Raw genomic sequence first — 16,659 nt, 5'->3', positions numbered from 1 at the left:
ACCGTCGAGGCTGGCCAACGAGGGCCGAGAGCCGCCGGCCACGGGCCGCCGTCACCGACCACCAGGCCGTGGGGTCCACCCGCAGGACGGTCGTCGCAGGAAGGAACACCATGTCGGACGTCGTCACCGCGCCGGTGCAGCTCATCGTGGACGGACAGTCCCGTGACCTTCCGATCGTGCCCGCGACGGAGGGCAACGACGGCATCGTCGTCTCCTCGTTGCTGCGCGACACCGGCATGGTCACCGTCGACCCGGGGTTCATGAACACCGCGTCCTGCGAGTCGAAGATCACCTACATCGACGGCGACGAAGGCATCCTGCGCTACCGCGGGTACCCCATCGAGCAGCTCGCCGAGCAGGCCACGTTCCTCGAGGTCGCCTACCTGCTCATCCACGGCGCGCTGCCCTCCGAGAGCGAGCTGGACGCGTTCACGGAGAGAGTGAACCGGCACACCCTCGTGCACGAGGACTTCCGCACCTTCATGGGGACGTTCCCGCGCAACGCGCACCCGATGGCCGTGATGGCGTCGGCGATCAACGCGCTGTCCACGTTCTACCCGGAGTCGCTGGACCCGCAGGACCCCGAGACGATCGAGCTGGCGACGGTGCTGATCCTCGCCAAGACGCGGACCATCACGTCCTACGTGCATCGCGCCTCCAAGGGTGAGCCGCTGCTGTACCCCGACTACTCGCGCGGCTACGTCGAGGACTTCCTGCGCATGACGTTCGCGGTGCCCTACCAGCAGTGGGACCCGGACCCGATCGTGGTGCAGGCGCTCGACAAGCTCCTCATCCTGCACGCCGACCACGAGCAGAACTGCTCCACGTCGACGGTCCGCATCGTCGGCTCCTCGCAGGCCAACCTGTACGCGTCGGTGGCCGCGGGGATCAACGCGCTCTCCGGCCCGCTGCACGGCGGCGCCAACGAGGCCGTGCTCAAGATGCTCACGGAGATCCAGCAGAACGGCGGCGACGCCACCGACTTCATGCGCCGGGTCAAGGACAAGGAGCCGGGCGTCCGGCTGATGGGCTTCGGCCACCGCGTCTACAAGAACTACGACCCGCGCGCCGCGATCGTGAAGAAGAGTGCCGACGCCGTCCTCGCGGCCCTGGGCAAGGACGACGAGCTGCTCGACCTGGCTCGCGGGCTGGAGGAGATCGCGCTCAGCGACGACTACTTCATCTCCCGCAAGCTCTACCCCAACGTCGACTTCTACACGGGCCTGATCTACAAGGCGATGGGCTTCGACGAGCGGATGTTCACCCCGCTGTTCGCGCTCGGCCGGATGCCCGGGTGGATCGCCCAGTGGCGCGAGATGATGGTCGACCCGCAGACCAAGATCGGTCGCCCGCGGCAGATCTACACGGGCGAGACGGCTCGGGACTACGTCCCGGTCGACGCCCGCTGATCCCCGCGCCCTCGCGTCAGCCCGCGGGGGTCACGCCTCGCGTCAGCCTGCGAGGGTCACGACGACGTTCCCCGGGACGATCGGGGCGGTGCCGGTGCGCGTGGACCACGCGCCGCCGTCGGTGCGGTCCCACACCTGGCCGGCCACCTCGACGCGCGTCACCGCGAGCGGTTGTGCGACGGCGACCGCCCACTGGGCGACCGCCCAGCCGAGACGTGCCCGGTCGGTCCCCGGCCCGAGCGGCCCGGCGTCGAGCTCCACGCCGATCTCGCCGCCGGTGCCGGCCTGCACCTGGGCCGGCAGGTCGCCGAGGTCCCGCTGTACCCGGGCGACGAGGGCCTGGGCGGACCCGCTGCCCGGCTCGGCGTCGTGGAGTCGGCAGCTCAGGGCGCTCGTCGACCACCCCGTGAGCGCCGAGGCGTACGCCCGGGCCGGCGCTTCGTGCTGCGCGTACGCGTCGGGGAAACCGGAGCGCTGGACGGCCTGTGCGGCTTCGGTGATCGGCAGGTCCTCGTACCCGTCGACCTTGGCGAGGCCGTCATAGAAGCGGCCGGTCGAGTAGACGGGGTCGAGGATCTCCTCGGGCGTGCCCCACCCCTGCGAGGGGCGCTGCTGGAAGATGCCGAGCGAGTCGCGGTCCCCGGCGGCCAGGTTGTGCAGCTTCGACTCCTGCAGCGCGGTGGCGAGGGCGATGGTGACCGCCCGGGCGGGCAGGGTGCGGCGGACGCCGACGGCCGCGACGAGGGCGGCGTTGTCGGACTGGTCGGGGTCGAGGAACCACTGGGTCCCGTCGACGGTCGCCGCGCACCGCTCGGTGACCGGTGCCGCGTCGTGCTGCCGCAGCACCGTGACGACCACCGCCACCGCGGTCGCCAGCGCCGCCACGGTGGCGACCAGCGCGCACCCGGCACGGCCGGCACGGCGTCGGCGTGCTCCTCGGCGAGCCACCGATCAGTTGGCGTGCAGGGCGGCGTTCAGCTCGATGCCCGCGCCCTGGCGCGCGACCACCTCGACGCCGCCCGTGAGCGAGTTCCGGCGGAACAGGAGCCCGTCCATGCCGGCGAGGTCCCGAGCCTTCACGACGCGCGGCCCGTCAGGCGCGCCCAGCACGGACACCTTGGTGCCGGCCGTGACGTACAGACCGGCCTCGACCACGCAGTCGTCCCCGAGCGGGATGCCGACGCCGGCGTTCGCACCGAGCAGGCTGCGCCGGCCGATCGAGACGACCGCCCGGCCGCCGCCGGACAGCGTCCCCATGATCGACGCGCCGCCGCCGATGTCCGAGCCGTCCCCGACGACGACACCGGCGGAGATCCGGCCCTCGACCATCGACGTGCCGAGCGTGCCCGCGTTGTAGTTGACGAAGCCCTCGTGCATCACCGTGGTCCCTGCGGCGAGATGGGCGCCGAGGCGGACCCGGTCCGCGTCGGCCACCCGGACCCCCGAGGGCACGACGTAGTCGACCATCCGCGGGAACTTGTCCACGCCCAGCACGGTCGGGGGGACACCGGTCGCGGCACGCAGGCGCGCGCGGGTGGCCTCGAAACCCTCGACCGCGCACGGCCCACGGTCCGTCCACACGACGTTGGGCAGGACGGCGAAGATGCCATCGAGGTTCTGCCCGTGCGGGGCCACGAGCCGGTGCGAGAGCAGATGGAGCCGGAGGTAGGCGTCAGCCGTGCTCACGGGCGGCGTGTCCAGGTCGACGACGGTCCGGACCACCCCGACACGGACGCCCCGGGCCTCGTCGGTCAGCTCGGCGGCGCGGAGGTCCGCCGGGGCGTCCGCGTCGTCGGCCGGCGAGCCGAGCTCCGGAGCCGGGTACCAGACGTCGAGGGTGGTGCCGTCATCGGTCACCGTGGCGAGGCCGAAGCCCCACGCCGTGCGCGCAGTCATGGCGCCAACCCTAGGACAACGCGGACTGCTTCCCGTGCCCGACCACGCCCCGGGGCCGGACGGTCTCGTCCCGCTGCCGGGCCCGCCGGGCGGCCGGGCCGGGGTCGTCCGGCAGCCCCCGCTAGGGTCGCTCGTGTGACCGACCGCGACGCCCTCCGCAGCCCTGTGCCCGACGGCCCTGCCGCAGCCAGCACGGCGCCCCCGACCCCGCCTCAGACCGTGCCCCGGAGCTCGCCGGCCACCGCGCCCCCGAGCGCCCCCCCGGCGCCGCCGGTCGTGCTGGACCTCGACGGCGACCTCGTCGAGCTCACCCGGGCACTGTGCGACATCGAGTCGGTCAGCGGTGACGAGCGGCGCATCGCGGACGCCGTCGAGCACGCGTTGCGCGCCCATCCTCACCTCGAGGTCCTCCGTGACGGCGACGCCGTGGTCGCCCGCACGTCGACGGGCCGCCCCACGCGGGTGGTGGTGGCCGGGCACCTCGACACGGTGCCGATCGCCGACAACCTGCCGGCCCGCGTGGTCGGCGAGGGCGTGCACGCGGAGATCTGGGGTCGCGGCACGGTCGACATGAAGGCCGGCGTCGCCGTCCAGCTCGCGCTGGCCGCCGAGCTCAGTGCCCCGGTGCACGACGTGACGTGGGTGTTCTACGACCACGAGGAGGTCGCGTCGGAGCTCAACGGCCTCGGGCGGCTGGCCCGCGACCACCCCGACTGGCTCGCCGCCGACTTCGCGGTCCTGGGCGAGCCCACGGCGGGAGGCCTCGAGGGGGGCTGCAACGGGACGATGCGGCTCGAGGTGCGGCTCCAGGGCGTCGCCGCCCACTCGGCGCGCGCGTGGGTGGGTCGCAACGCGGTGCACGCCGCCGGCGAGGTCCTGCGGCGGCTCGAGGACTACGAGCCGCGGTCCGTCGAGGTCGACGGGCTCGTCTACCGCGAGAGCCTCAACGCCGTCCTCGTCTCGGGCGGGACCGCCCCCAACGTCATCCCCGACGCGTGCGTCGTCACGGTGAACTACCGGTTCGCCCCGTCGACGTCGGTCGAGGAGGCGGAGGCGCACGTGCGTGAGCTCCTGCACGGCTACGACGTCGTGGTCGTGGACGCCGCACCGGGCGCCCGGCCCGGGCTCGACGACCCCGCGGCGCGGGACTTCGCCGCCGCGGTGCTCGCGGTGACGGGCGGCGTCCCGGCGCCCAAGTACGGCTGGACGGACGTCTCGCGGTTCTCCGCGATGGGGATCCCCGCGGTCAACTTCGGGCCGGGGGACCCGCTGCTGGCCCACAAGGCGGACGAGCGCTGCCCGGTCGCCCAGATCGCCGTGACGCACCTCGCCCTGAAGGCCTGGCTGACGGCCTGAGTGTCCGGCCGGTGACGGCTGTGCGGCGAACGGGCGACAGCCGGTGCCCGGAGCCCCACGCGACGAGCGGTCCCTGCCGACACGCCTAGAGTCGAACGCATGAGCGACGACGGCCAGCCCTCCCCGGGCCGCGGCTACCGCAAGGGCCCGGTGCTCCTGCGCGGCCAGCAGATCCCTTCGACGACCTCCGACCAGCGGCTGCTGAGCAGCACCGACCCCGCCGGGTGGCTGCACGACGACCCGTGGCGCGTCATGCGGATCCAGAGCGAGTTCGTGGAGGGCTTCGGCGCCCTCGCCGAGGTCGGCCGGGCGGTCAGCGTGTTCGGGTCCGCGCGGGTGCCCGCCGACCACCCCGACTACGCCCTGGGCGTCGAGGTCGGCGGCCTGCTCGCGGAGGCGGGCTACGCGGTGATCACCGGCGGGGGGCCGGGGATCATGGAGGCGGCGAACCGCGGTGCGAAGAAGGCCGGCGGCCTCTCGGTGGGGCTCGGCATCGAGCTGCCGTTCGAGCAGGGCATGAACGACTACGTCGACCTCGGCGTGAGCTTCCGCTACTTCTTCGCTCGCAAGACGATGTTCATGAAGTACTCCGAGGGCTTCGTGGTGCTGCCCGGCGGGTTCGGCACGTTCGACGAGCTGTTCGAGGCGCTCACGCTCGTGCAGACGCACAAGGTGATCAGCTTCCCGATCGTCCTCGTGGGCTCCGACTATTGGAGGGGTCTCATCGAGTGGGCCTCCGGTCCGGTGCTGGCACGCGGCATGATCTCTCCCGTGGACCTGGACCTGATCAAGCTCGTCGACACCGCCGAGGAGGCCGTGGACCTCGTGCTCGAGCGCGGCGCGGCGCTGCGTGCCGAGGAGCTGCGCGCGGCGGCGGCGACCGCCCAGGCCCAGCAGGCGGCCGAGAGCCCCATCCGGTGACGGCCCGTTCGCCGGCGTACGACAGGCCGGTGCCGGACGCCGTCGGGCCGGTCCCGCCCGCCGGTCCCGCCGTGCGCCTGCGTGACCGGGTGATCGGCCCGGACCGCCCCGTCGTGATGGCCGTGGTCAACCGCACCCCCGACTCGTTCTACGCCCCCGCACGGCACGACGACGCGTCCGCGGACGCCGCCGTCGCCCGCGCGGAGGAGGAGGGCGCCGACATCGTCGACCTCGGCGGGGTCCGGGCGGGACGCGGGCCGCGCGTCGAGGTCGACGAGGAGCTCGCCCGGGTGCTGCCGCTCGTCGCCCGCGTCCGACGCCGTCATCCGGGACTCCTCGTCAGCATCGACACGTGGCGGGCCGAGGTCGCGCGGGCCGCCGCCGACGAGGGGGCCGACCTGCTGAACGACACCTGGGCGGGTCACGACCCGGAGCTCGTCGAGGTCGCGGCGGAGCGACGGCTGGGCGTCGTCTGCTCCCACACCGGGGGTGCACGACCGCGCACCGACCCGTTCCGGGTCGCGTACCAGCGGAAACGGCCGGGCACAGGGGCGGGCGCCGACCGGGGCGCCGACCCTGCCGGCCTCGAGGAGGTCGACGGGGTCCTCGACGACGTCGTCGCGACGGTGTCGGCCGCCGCCCGCCGTGCGGTGGACCTCGGGATCGACCCGGGCAGCGTGCTCGTCGACCCCACGCACGACTTCGGCAAGAACACGTGGCACTCCTTGCACCTCGTGCGCAGGACGCAGGCCCTGGTCGCGCTGGGGCACCCTGTCCTCATGGCACTGTCACGCAAGGACTTCGTCGGCGAGTCGCTCGACCTGCCCCCGGAGGAGCGGCTCGAGGGCACGCTCGCCGCGACGTCGGTCGCGGCGTGGCTCGGTGCCCGGGTGTTCCGGGCGCACGACGTGGCGGCGACCCGGCGCACCCTGGACATGGTGGCGACGATCCGCGGCGACCGGCCGCCCGTGCGTGCGGTACGGGGGCTCGCATGACCGCCGAGGCCGGACCGGCCACCACCGAGGACGACGCCGAGCCGTCGCCCGTCGAGTCACGCTGGGACCCGAGGACGTGGCCGTGGTGGTGCCAGGCGCTCGCCGTGTACGCCGCGGCCCGGCTGTTCAGCGCGATCGCGCTGATGGTGACGGCCCAGCACCAGGTCGAGAGCTACTTCGGTCCCGCCGGGCCCTCCTACCTGCGGTTCACCGGTGGATGGTGGGACGCGCTGTGGTACCAGCAGATCGCCGAAGGGGGCTACCCGTCCGAGCTGCCCCGTGACGAGCAGGGCGTCGTCCAGCAGAACCCCTGGGCCTTCTTCCCGCTGTTCCCGTTCCTGGTCCGTGGCCTCATGGCGGTCACGAGGGCCCCGTGGCACGTGGTCGCGCCGATCCTCGCGCTGGTGCTCGGCGCCGGCGCGATGGTGGTGATCTACCGCCTCGTCGAGCGCGCCGCGCCGCGCGCCCGTCGCGGCCCGGCCGGGCCTGCCGCTCGCCACGGTGCTGCTGGTCAGCGTGTTCCCCACCGCGGTCGTGCTGCAGGTCGGGTACACGGAGTCGCTCGCGCTGCTCCTGGTCGCGTCCGCGCTGCTGCTGCTCGCGGAGCGGAAGTACCTCGCGACCGCCCTGGTCGTGCTCGCCCTGGGCTTCACGCGGGCGGTGGCCCTGCCGATGGCCGTGGTCATCGTCGTGCACGCGGTCGTGCGCTGGCGGGGAAGCCGCCGGGGGACCGACCACCTGGGACTCAAGGACGCCGGCGGCCTGCTGGCGCTCGCCGCGTGCGCGGCGGTCTCGGGTGTCGCCTGGCCGCTGATCTGCGGATGGGTGACCGGCGAGCGGGACGGGTACCTGCTGACCCAGGAGTCGTGGCGGGGCGTGCACGAGGTCGTGCCGTTCGGTGCGTGGGGGTACGTGTCGCACTTCTGGTTCGGCCAGTGGGCGTGGTGGGTCGTCGCCGCCGGCGCGCTGCTGGTGGTCGCGGTGCTCGTGGTCCCGGCCGCCTGGCGGCTCGGCAACGAGCTGCACACGTGGCCTGCCGCGTACGTCCTCTACATCGCGGCGGCGATCGAGCCCGGCAGCAGCCTCGCCCGGTTCCTGCTGCTGGCCTTCCCGCTGGGCGCGGTCACGGCGGGCGTCGTGACCCGGCCGGTCGTCGCGCGGCGGATCTGGCTGGGCGCCGTCGTCGCGCTGATGCTGGGGCTGCAGCTCGTCTGGATCTGGAACACGTGGCGGCTCACGCCGCCGTACGGCTGGCCACCCTGACGGGCCGTGCCGGCCGTTGGACACCCGTCCGGCCCATACGGCCGGTCGGGGGTCTCGGCGTGCGTCACCCGAGGTCGGGGCACTCGCCGTGAACTAGGATGAGCGCGGACAACCGGGAGCTCGGGCCATCTGCCCGTGCGCGTCAGCGCGCGGCGAGGCCCGGCCCGGACGCACGAGGCGAAGGAGAGGCCCGCATGGCCGCGATGAAGCCGAGGACCGGTGACGGACCGCTCGAGGTGACCAAGGAGGGGCGTGGCATCGTGATGCGCGTCCCGCTCGAGGGCGGTGGACGGCTGGTGGTCGAGCTCAACGCGACCGAGGCCGCCGAGCTGGGCGAGGCACTGACGTCCGTCGTCTCCTGACGACGGACGCCGATCGCATGGCACGGACGGCGGAGCCCCGACCCCGGTCGGCACCTGACGTCGTGATCGGCCGGACCCCGCCGGCCGTCACGCTCGACGGAGGCACGCTCGACAGCTCGACGCTCCTCACGGACGGTTCCACGGACGCCGTCGCCGTCCCGGTCGCCCCCGCCGTGCCGGGCGACGAGGGCGTCCAGCCGCGCGAGGGCACGGCGGAGGCCGCCGCACGCTACGGCGTGGACCTCGCGGAGATCGCCGAGCGGGTGCGCCTGACAGGCACGCCGGGCGAGTCCTACGTCCTGCAGCTGCCGCGCCCCGTCGGTTCGTCGGTGGCGCTGCCGTGGTCCGGGCTGCCGCCCCGCCTGGTGCTCGTCGGGGTCGGCGACGGCTCGACCAGCGATCTCCGCCGCGCCGGGGCCGCTCTGGCCCGAGCCACGCGCGGCCTCGGCAGGGTCGTGACCACGCTCGGGGCGCACCGGGGCCGGTCGGCCTCGGACCAGGCTGCAGCCGCGCGGGCCGTGACCGAGGGCTACCTGCTCGCGGCGTACACGCCGTCGAGCGCCGCCGCCCGGGTGTCCCCCGAGAGGGCGGCCGCCGAGCTGGTCCTGCTGGGACTGGACGGAGGGCGGGCGGCCGCGTCGGTGCAGGCAGGGCGGACCGCGGCGCAGGCGACCTGGCTGGTCCGCGACCTCGCCACCACGCCGTCGAACACCAAGGATCCCGCCTGGATGGCCGACCAGGCCGTCCGTCTCGCAGCCGCTCGAGGGCTCGAGGTCGCGGTGCGCGGACCTCGCGAGCTGGAGGCGGACGGGTTCGGTGGGATCGTCGCCGTGGGCGCGGGCTCCGCGTCGCCGCCCCGGCTCGTGACGGTCACCTACACGCCGTCCACGGCCGTCCGCGGCTCGTCCGGCGTCCGGCACGTCGTCGTCGTGGGCAAGGGCATCACCTTCGACACCGGCGGGCTGTCCATCAAGCCGCGCGAGGCGATGGTCCCCATGAAGACGGACATGACCGGCGCCGCCGTCGCGCTCGCCACGGTGCTCGGCGCGGCCGAGGCGGGGGTCGCCCACCGGGTGACGGCCGTGCTGCCGCTCGCCGAGAACCACGTCGGGGGAGCGTCGTACCGGCCCGGGGACGTCCTGCGCCTGTACGGCGGCACCACGGTCGAGATCGCGAACACCGACGCCGAGGGGCGCCTCGTTCTCGCGGACGCGCTCGCGTGGGCGGACGCCACGCTGGCGCCCGACGTGCTGGTGGACGTCGCGACGCTCACCGGGGCGGCGACGCTCGGCCTGGGCAAGCAGCATGCGGCGCTGTACGGCACGGACGACGACCTCGTCCAGGCGCTGGTCGCCGCGGGGGAGTCGTCGGGCGAGCAGGCCTGGCACATGCCCCTGGTCGACGAGTACGAGGAGGCCGTCAGGTCGGACGTCGCCGACCTGCGCCACGTCCCGTCGGACAAGCGGATCGGCGGCGGGTCGATCACGGCGGCGCTCTTCCTGCGGCACTTCGTGGGGAGCCGCCGGTGGGCGCACCTCGACATCGCCGGCCCCGCCCGGGCCACAGCGGACCGCCACGAGGTCACCGAGGGGGCGACGGGGTTCGGCGCCCGCCTGCTCCTGCGGTATCTCGCCGACCTGACCTGAGCCCGGCCGGACCGAGAGGACCGGCCCGGCCGATCCGATCCGAGCGCGGCCGGACCGACAGGACCGGCAGGACCGACCCGACGGGGTCAGCGCCGCACGGCCACCAGGAGCCCGTCGCCCGACGGCACGAGCGCAGGCAGCAGCCGCTCGTCCGCGCGCACCGTGCGACCGACCTCGCGGACGATGGTCGTCAGCTCGTCGCGCCGAGCCGGGTCGGCCACCCTGTCGTGCCAGAGGGCGTTGTCCACGGCGAGCACCCCACCGGGCCGCAGCAGCCGCACCGCCTGCTCGACGTAGCCGGGGTACGACTCCTTGTCGGCGTCGACGAACACCATGTCGTACCCCCCGTCGGTGAGACGCGGGAGGACGTCGAGCGCCAGGCCCGAGATCGTCCGTGTCCTCGTCGAGCGCACGCCCTCCTCGGTGAACGCCTCCTTGGCCGCGCGTTGGTGCTCCACCTCGAGGTCGATCGTGGTGAGGACCCCGTCTGAGGGCATGCCGCGCAGGAGGTAGAGCGAGCCGACGCCCGTGCCGGTGCCGATCTCGACGACAGCACGCGCACCGGCCGCCGCGGCGAGCACCGACAGGACCGCACCGGCGCCAGGCAGGACCGGCGTGCACCCGAGCTGCGCCGCGCGTTCGCGGGCGCGGAGCAGGACGTCGTCCTCCGGCAGGTACTCCTCGCAGTAGACCCAGCTCTGGGCCTTGTCGGTGGAGATGGCGGCCTCCCGGCGGTACGGCGGTGCGTCATGAACTGGTCTGGCGACGGTGCGGCACACGTGTCGCGAAAGCGCTGGTGGGCGCCGTACCGGTCAGCCTATCGGCCGCCTCCGGGGCGGCAGGGCAGGCGGGACGGCGGGCCGGTGCGGAACTTCTGGGACCGTGGCGGCGTTGCTCCGGTTCGTACGGCTCGGTGGGACCTGGGAGACTGAGGGCCCGCACCGACGCGGTACGGGCCGGCAGGACGGACGAGACGTACAGAAGGAGCGCCGAGGACCATGACCGCGCAGCCGGCTGTCTGGCAGCCGCCGACGTGGGAGCAGATCGTGCGCGAGCACTCCGCCCGCGTCTACCGCCTCGCGTACCGGCTCACGGGCAACCAGCACGACGCGGAGGACCTCACGCAGGAGACGTTCGTGCGGGTGTTCCGCTCCCTCAGCACGTACACGCCGGGGACGTTCGAAGGCTGGCTGCACCGCATCACCACCAACCTGTTCCTCGACCAGGCCCGTCGCAAGCAGCGCGTCCGCATGGACGCCATGGGCGACGACCAGGAGCGGTACCCGTCCACGGACCAGCTCGCCACCCCGGAGCGGGCCTTCGAGCACGCGCACCTCGACAGCGACGTGCAGCGGGCCCTCGACGCGTTGCCGCCGGAGTACCGCGCGGCTGTCGTCCTCTGCGACATCGAGGGCCTGTCGTACGAGGAGATCGCCGTGACGCTCGGGATCAAGCTCGGCACCGTGCGCTCGCGGATCCACCGCGCGCGCGCCCGGCTGCGCGAGTCGCTCGGCCATCGCGCGCCCGGTGCCGTGGACGTCGCCCGCGAGCCGGCGCGGACGCCGCGATGACGCACCTGGGGTCGTGGATCAGCGCACTCGTCGACGGCCAGCTGTCCGTGGCCGCCACCGAGCGGGCGCTCGCCCATGTCGCGCTGTGTCCGCAGTGCGCGGCCGAGCTCGCAGCGGCTCGTGCCGCCCGGACCGCGCTGTCGTCCTCCGTGGACGACATGGTGCCGACCCCGGACCTGACCGCCCGGCTGCTGTCGCTGGCGCCGGCGTCCGACGCGCCGGTGCCGTTCGACCCCGACCCGTTCGCGCCGCCGGGGCGCCGCAGCCGGCCGGAGCTGGCGTCCTACGGCCTGACCGAGGGCGTGGCCGCCCGCGCCTGGGCCGGTCGCACCGGGGCGCCCCTGCGAGGCCAGGTCGCACCGCGTCGCTCCTCCGTGCGGCTCGCCGCCGGCTCGGTGGCCGGCCTCGGCGCGGTCGCCGCGATGCTGTTCGTGCTCGGCGAGCGTCCCGACGTCGTGCCCGTCGGCAGCCCGGGTGCCGACCTGGAGACGCTGGCGGGCGCGGTGGCGACGAACCCCGGCACCACCGTCACGACCCAGTGGGCCGTGGACGGGCCGTCCGCGGACGCCCAGGCGCTCGGCCGGCTCCGGTCGCAGGGCTGGTCGGTCCCGCAGTCGCTCCCCGCCGGATGGGGCATCTCGGCCGTGCGCTGGTCGGGTGACGGCACGACGGTCCTCGAGGTCGACGTCGACACGCCCACGGGGTCGTTCGTCGTGACGGAGCAGCAGGGTCGCCTGGACACGGTGCAGCTCGCTGACGTGCCCGTTCACCAGGTCCATGGCCATGACGTCTACGTCCTGGCGTTCGAGCCGTGGCACGTCGCCTGGCAGGCCGACGCCACGGTCGTCCAGGTGATCGGCTCCGCAGGGCACGACGCGGAGCTCGACGCACTCGTGGGAGCCTTTCCCGGTGGCACCTTCGACGACGGGGTGCCGGCGCGGATGACGCGCGGCTGGGACACGGTGACAGGAGCGTTGCAGCACCCATGACGACCCCCGACGACACCGCGCGGACGCCCGCGCCCCAGCCGGACGAGCAGCCGGCCACGCCGCCCGCCCACGGCGAGCAGCCGGCTACGCCCACCGCCCACGGCGAGCAGCCGGCTACGCCCACCGCCCACGACGAGCAGGTCGTACCGGAGCCCGTACAGGCACCGGCACAGGCGTCCGTCGCGCCGGGCCCGCCTCCCGCGCCCCCCGAGCCTGCTCCGCTGTTCGCACCGCCCGGACGGCCGAGCTGGTCCATGCCTCCGGCGGGCGGCGCACCGCTCCCGCCCCCCGCGTCCGGCAACCCGTTCGCACCTCCGCACGCGCCCCGCGCCTCCGGCACCGAGCGGCGTGACGCCGTCCCGGCCGTCCCAGGGACGGAGCAGTACCAGCCCGTGCCGAGGACGGACCCGTACGGGCCCGTCCCGTATGGGGCCGTCCCGTTCGGCGCGGCACCCGGACCGTCGGGCCACGCCTTCGCGCCGCCTGGACCCGGCCAGCCTGGACCCGGCCAGCAAGGACCCGGCCAGCAAGGATCTGGCGAGCAGGGAGCAGGCCGGCACGGACCCGGCCGGTACGGGCCCGGCCCGGACGGAGCGGGCCAGCACGCACCCGGACAGCACGGAGCCGGCCACCACGACCCCCTGGGTGCCACGACCGGTCCCGTGCGGGCACCGCGCCGCCGTCGCCGTGCCCTGTCCGTCGCCTGGGTGGTCCCCCTGGTCGCACTGGCGCTCGTCGCGGGCGCCGTCGGCGGGGTGCTCGGCTCCCGGATCGAGCCCGACACCCACCTCGCGGACGCGGGCCTGCCGGTCGCAGCCGCCGGGTCAGGCACGCAGAACGTCGACCGCGCACCGGAGTCGGTCGCCGGCATCGCGTCGCGGGTGCTGCCGAGCGTCGTCTCGATCCAGGTGGACGGCCCGTCGGGCACCGCCACGGGCTCCGGCTTCGTGCTGCGCCAGGACGGGTACATCGTGACCAACAACCACGTGGTCGCCGACGCGGCGGACGCCTCGACGTCGGTGACGGTGACGTTCTCGGACGGCAGCGAGAAGCCCGCGACGATCGTGGGACGCACCTCGGAGTACGACCTGGCGGTCGTGAAGGTCCCCGTGGACGGCCTCACGCCGCTCCTGCTGGGCGACTCCGACTCCGTCGTGGTGGGCGACCCCGTCGTCGCGATCGGAGCGCCGCTCGGTCTCGTCGGCACCGTGACGACCGGCATCGTGAGCGCCCTCAACCGGCCCGTCTCGGCCGGTGACGAGTCGGACACCGCATTCATCAACGCCATCCAGACGGACGCGGCGATCAACCCCGGCAACTCCGGCGGCCCGCTCGTCGACGGCGCCGGCGAGGTCATCGGGATCAACTCCGCGATCGCGCAGCCGCCCGGCTCGCTGAGCGAGGTCGGCGGCAGCATCGGGCTCGGCTTCGCGATCCCGTCGAACCAGGTGCGCCGCACGGCCGAACAGCTGATCGAGACCGGGCACGCCACGTACCCCGTCATCGGTGTGCTGCTCGACCAGCGCCACGAGGGCGAGGGAGTGGCCGTCGCGGCCGCCGACCGGGACGGCACACCGGCCATCACCCCGGACGGCCCCGCCGACCGGGCGGGCATCCACCGGGGCGACGTCATCCTCGCGATCGACGGCAGACCGGTCACCGACCCGGACGAGCTCATCGTCGCGATCCGCGCCCGGACCCCGGGTGACACGGTGGTGCTCCACGTGCGCACCGGCTCCGACGAGCGGGACGTCCGGGTGCGGCTCGACGAGGGTCCCGTCGGCTGACCGGCGCCTCGCCGGACACGGTGCTCACGCCGTCGGCGAGGGGCACCAGCGGGCGCGGAGGGGCCGCGGCGGCCGGGGAGCGGGGAGTACCCTGACCGGGTGTTCGGGATCAACGGCGGTGAGCTCGTGGTGCTGCTCGTCGTCGCGGCGCTCGTGATCGGCCCCGAACGACTCCCGGCCTACGCCGAGCAGCTGGGCACGTGGGTCCGTCGCGCACGCCGCTTCGCGCAGGACGCGAAGGCCCGGGTCGACGAGGAGCTGGGCGAAGAGGCCCGCGACATCGACTGGGCGTCCCTCGACCCCCGCCGGTACGACCCGCGGCGGATCGTGCGCGAGGCGCTCCTCGACGACTCCGTCCCTGCCCGTCCGGTGACCGTGCCCGCCGCGTCGCGAGCGACTCCCCGCAGCGTGCCCGGCGCTCTGGCAGCCGGAGCGGCGTCGACGGCCGTCGGCGGCGAGCCGAGCTGGCGGGCCCCCTTCGACGACGAGGCGACCTGACGCGACGCCACGCGACCACCCGAGCGAACGCGACAGCGGCGCTCGTCCCCTGGAGCCCGCCCCCGCACGTCCACCGCACGAGCCCCGCGGTCCGCCGCGCCCGACAGAATGGTCTGATGGTCCGCATGGTCACGGTCCCGCACCGCTCACGCATCTTCTCGGGGATGCAGCCCACGTCCGACTCGCTGCACCTCGGCAACTACCTGGGCGCGCTCACCCAGTGGGTCGCGCTCCAGGAGGACCACGACGCGATCTACTGCGTGGTGGACCTGCACGCCCTGACGGTGGGCCCGGACCCGGCGGTCCTGCGTGAGCGCACGCGTCGCACGGCGGCGCAGTACCTCGCGGCCGGCGTCGACCCGGAGCGGTCGATCCTGTTCGTGCAGTCCCATGTGCCGGAGCACGCGGAGCTCGCCTGGCTGCTGTCGTGCCACACGGGGTACGGCGAGGCGAGCCGGATGACGCAGTTCAAGGACAAGGCCGCCAAGCAGGGCACCGACGGCACCACCGTGGGGCTGTTCACCTACCCGGTGCTGATGGCCGCGGACATCCTGCTGTACGGCACCGACCTGGTCCCGGTAGGCGAGGACCAGCGCCAGCACCTCGAGCTGACGCGCGACCTCGCCCAGCGGCTCAACTCCCGGTTCGGCAAGGGCACCGTGGTGGTGCCCGAGGCGCACATCGTCAAGGCCACGGCGAAGATCTACGACCTGCAGGACCCCACGTCGAAGATGAGCAAGAGCGCCGAGAGCCCCAACGGCCTCATCGAGCTCCTCGACGACCCGAAGGCCGTCGCCAAGCGCATCCGCTCGGCGGTCACGGACACCGAGCGGGAGATCCGCTTCGACCCCGCCGCCAAGCCGGGCATCTCGAACCTGCTGACGATCTACTCGGCGCTGTCCGGCACCGACGTCCCGGCGCTCCAGCAGCGGTACGAGGGCAAGGGCTACGGCGACCTGAAGAAGGACCTGGCCCAGGTCGTCGTCGACTTCCTCACGCCGTTCCAGGCACGCGTGCACGGGTATCTCGAAGACCCGGCGTCGCTGGACGCGGTCCTCGCCGCCGGTGCCGACCGGGCGCGCGAGCTCGCGTCGCCGACGCTCGACCGCGTGTACGACCGTCTCGGCCTGCTGCCACGCCGGGCGGCCCGCCGGGGTGTGCACGCCGCCGACGGCCTGCCGCGTCACACGGGCACCGGAACGACGGCGGCCGCGGGCACCGGCACGGGCACGGGAACGGCCGCGGGCACGGCCGCGGCCACGGACACCGACGCCGATCTGGCCGCAGGCGTGGGCGCCGTCGGGGCCGAGGCGTGAGGTTGCCGGAGCGATCCGGCACCCAGGTCCGGATCGGCGTCGCGATCACCGTTCCGGAGCCGTACGGATCGGAGCTGCAGGGAGCACGGGCCCGGTTCGGCGACCCCTGGGCGGACTTCATCCCGCCGCACATCACCTTGCTGCCGCCGACGGTCGTCGAGCACGACGTCATGCCGGCCGTCGAGGAGCACCTCGCCGCGGTCGCTGCGCAGCACGAGCCGTTCGCCGTGCGGCTGCGTGGGACGGCGACGTTCCGACCGGTGTCCCCGGTGGTGTTCGTCCAGCTGGTCGAAGGGATCTCCGGCTGCGAGGCTCTCGAGGCGGACGTCCGGGCCGGGGTGCTCGGGCAGGAGCTGCGATTCCCGTACCACCCGCACGTGACGATCGCCCACGAGGTGCCGGACGCCCAGCTGGACCAGGCGTTCGACGGCATGGCCGACTTCGACGTGACGTTCGTGGTGACGCGCCTGCACTGCTACGCGCACGGTGACGACGGTGTGTGGCGACCCTCCCGCGACTTCGTCCTGGCCGGCCGGACGCCCGACGGGGCCGGGGCGACAGGCCACGACGAGGCGCAGGCCCGGTCGCAGCACCCGGCGCAGGACACCGCGCCGCGGTCCGCAGATGCCGGGACCGTGGCCTCGACCTAA

At 74.2% G+C, this 16,659-nt stretch carries 15 protein-coding genes and 1 pseudogene; 13 read left to right on the top strand and 3 right to left on the bottom strand.

The window, feature by feature from the left end; genetic code table 11:
• The first annotated feature begins 110 nt into the window (after positions 1-110).
• On the top strand, positions 111-1,409 hold the full coding sequence (locus tag ACVW07_RS06725) for a citrate synthase (protein WP_456818478.1): 1,299 nt from the start codon (positions 111-113) through the stop codon (positions 1,407-1,409).
• A gap of 42 nt (positions 1,410-1,451) precedes the next feature.
• On the opposite strand, the gene ACVW07_RS06720 is transcribed toward ACVW07_RS06725, so the two are convergent.
• Both ACVW07_RS06720 and dapD read right to left on the bottom strand, forming a co-directional pair.
• Positions 1,452-2,357 carry a hypothetical protein gene (locus ACVW07_RS06720; RefSeq protein ID WP_456818477.1) on the bottom strand — a complete coding sequence of 302 codons (906 nt, stop codon included), beginning with the start codon at positions 2,355-2,357 and terminating at the stop codon, positions 1,452-1,454.
• Between the two features lie 3 nt (positions 2,358-2,360).
• Positions 2,361-3,305 (bottom strand): 2,3,4,5-tetrahydropyridine-2,6-dicarboxylate N-succinyltransferase, encoded by a 945-nt coding sequence (gene dapD, locus ACVW07_RS06715; protein WP_456818476.1) that lies wholly within the window; start codon positions 3,303-3,305, stop codon positions 2,361-2,363.
• 219 nt (positions 3,306-3,524) lie between these two features.
• On the opposite strand from dapD, the gene dapE reads away from it, so the two are divergent.
• From dapE to ACVW07_RS06685, 6 genes are all read left to right on the top strand, one after another.
• Positions 3,525-4,661: a succinyl-diaminopimelate desuccinylase gene (dapE, locus tag ACVW07_RS06710; RefSeq protein WP_456821041.1), complete on the top strand. Its 1,137-nt coding sequence runs from the start codon at positions 3,525-3,527 to the stop codon at positions 4,659-4,661.
• Positions 4,662-4,760: 99 nt separating this feature from the next.
• Positions 4,761-5,582: an LOG family protein gene (locus ACVW07_RS06705; RefSeq protein ID WP_456818475.1), complete on the top strand. Its 822-nt coding sequence runs from the start codon at positions 4,761-4,763 to the stop codon at positions 5,580-5,582.
• A 29-nt stretch (positions 5,583-5,611) separates the two neighbouring features.
• Positions 5,612-6,577, top strand: a complete 966-nt coding sequence (locus ACVW07_RS06700) for a dihydropteroate synthase (RefSeq protein WP_456818474.1) — start codon at positions 5,612-5,614, stop codon at positions 6,575-6,577.
• 501 nt (positions 6,578-7,078) lie between these two features.
• Positions 7,079-7,840, top strand: coding sequence for a hypothetical protein (locus tag ACVW07_RS06695; protein WP_456818473.1), 762 nt, complete (start codon positions 7,079-7,081; stop codon positions 7,838-7,840).
• 194 nt (positions 7,841-8,034) lie between these two features.
• Positions 8,035-8,202 (top strand): DUF3117 domain-containing protein, encoded by a 168-nt coding sequence (locus ACVW07_RS06690; protein ID WP_013772033.1) that lies wholly within the window; start codon positions 8,035-8,037, stop codon positions 8,200-8,202.
• Positions 8,203-8,219: 17 nt separating this feature from the next.
• Positions 8,220-9,848, top strand: coding sequence for a leucyl aminopeptidase family protein (locus tag ACVW07_RS06685; protein ID WP_456818472.1), 1,629 nt, complete (start codon positions 8,220-8,222; stop codon positions 9,846-9,848).
• Positions 9,849-9,934: 86 nt separating this feature from the next.
• Here the strand turns inward: ACVW07_RS06685 and ACVW07_RS06680 are convergent, their stop codons facing one another.
• Positions 9,935-10,567: an O-methyltransferase gene (locus tag ACVW07_RS06680; RefSeq protein ID WP_456821040.1), complete on the bottom strand. Its 633-nt coding sequence runs from the start codon at positions 10,565-10,567 to the stop codon at positions 9,935-9,937.
• A gap of 279 nt (positions 10,568-10,846) precedes the next feature.
• Between ACVW07_RS06680 and sigE the strand changes: the two genes are divergently transcribed.
• The 6 genes and pseudogenes from sigE to ACVW07_RS06650 all read left to right on the top strand — a co-directional run bounded on the left by sigE (position 10,847) and on the right by ACVW07_RS06650 (position 16,659).
• Positions 10,847-11,419 carry an RNA polymerase sigma factor SigE gene (gene sigE / locus ACVW07_RS06675; protein WP_456818471.1) on the top strand — a complete coding sequence of 191 codons (573 nt, stop codon included), beginning with the start codon at positions 10,847-10,849 and terminating at the stop codon, positions 11,417-11,419.
• Positions 11,416-12,408, top strand: a complete 993-nt coding sequence (locus tag ACVW07_RS06670) for a zf-HC2 domain-containing protein (protein ID WP_456818470.1) — start codon at positions 11,416-11,418, stop codon at positions 12,406-12,408. Before sigE ends, ACVW07_RS06670 begins: the two co-directional genes overlap by 4 nt.
• Positions 12,409-13,070: 662 nt before the next feature.
• The gene (locus ACVW07_RS06665; RefSeq protein ID WP_456818469.1) at positions 13,071-14,195 is read left to right on the top strand and encodes a S1C family serine protease; all 1,125 of its coding nucleotides are present in this window, start codon (positions 13,071-13,073) and stop codon (positions 14,193-14,195) included.
• Between the two features lie 99 nt (positions 14,196-14,294).
• Complete coding sequence (locus ACVW07_RS06660; protein WP_456818468.1) at positions 14,295-14,693, top strand: twin-arginine translocase TatA/TatE family subunit; 399 nt, start codon at positions 14,295-14,297, stop codon at positions 14,691-14,693.
• Between the two features lie 125 nt (positions 14,694-14,818).
• A pseudogene (trpS, locus tag ACVW07_RS06655) lies at positions 14,819-15,844 on the top strand (tryptophan--tRNA ligase); the annotation flags it as partial.
• Positions 15,845-16,005: 161 nt separating this feature from the next.
• Positions 16,006-16,659: a 2'-5' RNA ligase family protein gene (locus ACVW07_RS06650; RefSeq protein WP_456818467.1), complete on the top strand. Its 654-nt coding sequence runs from the start codon at positions 16,006-16,008 to the stop codon at positions 16,657-16,659.

It is taken from the genome of Cellulomonas sp. URHB0016, assembly GCF_054057935.1.
This window is presented reverse-complemented; position numbering and strand designations above follow the sequence as displayed.

Coding starts and splice junctions, on each gene's coding strand:
- dapD (WP_456818476.1), bottom strand. CDS start 3,305: ATGACTGCGCGCACGGCGTGGGGCTTCGGCCTCGCCACGGTGACCGAT.
- sigE (WP_456818471.1), top strand. CDS start 10,847: ATGACCGCGCAGCCGGCTGTCTGGCAGCCGCCGACGTGGGAGCAGATC.
- ACVW07_RS06705 (WP_456818475.1), top strand. CDS start 4,761: ATGAGCGACGACGGCCAGCCCTCCCCGGGCCGCGGCTACCGCAAGGGC.
- ACVW07_RS06685 (WP_456818472.1), top strand. CDS start 8,220: ATGGCACGGACGGCGGAGCCCCGACCCCGGTCGGCACCTGACGTCGTG.
- ACVW07_RS06670 (WP_456818470.1), top strand. CDS start 11,416: ATGACGCACCTGGGGTCGTGGATCAGCGCACTCGTCGACGGCCAGCTG.
- ACVW07_RS06725 (WP_456818478.1), top strand. CDS start 111: ATGTCGGACGTCGTCACCGCGCCGGTGCAGCTCATCGTGGACGGACAG.
- ACVW07_RS06690 (WP_013772033.1), top strand. CDS start 8,035: ATGGCCGCGATGAAGCCGAGGACCGGTGACGGACCGCTCGAGGTGACC.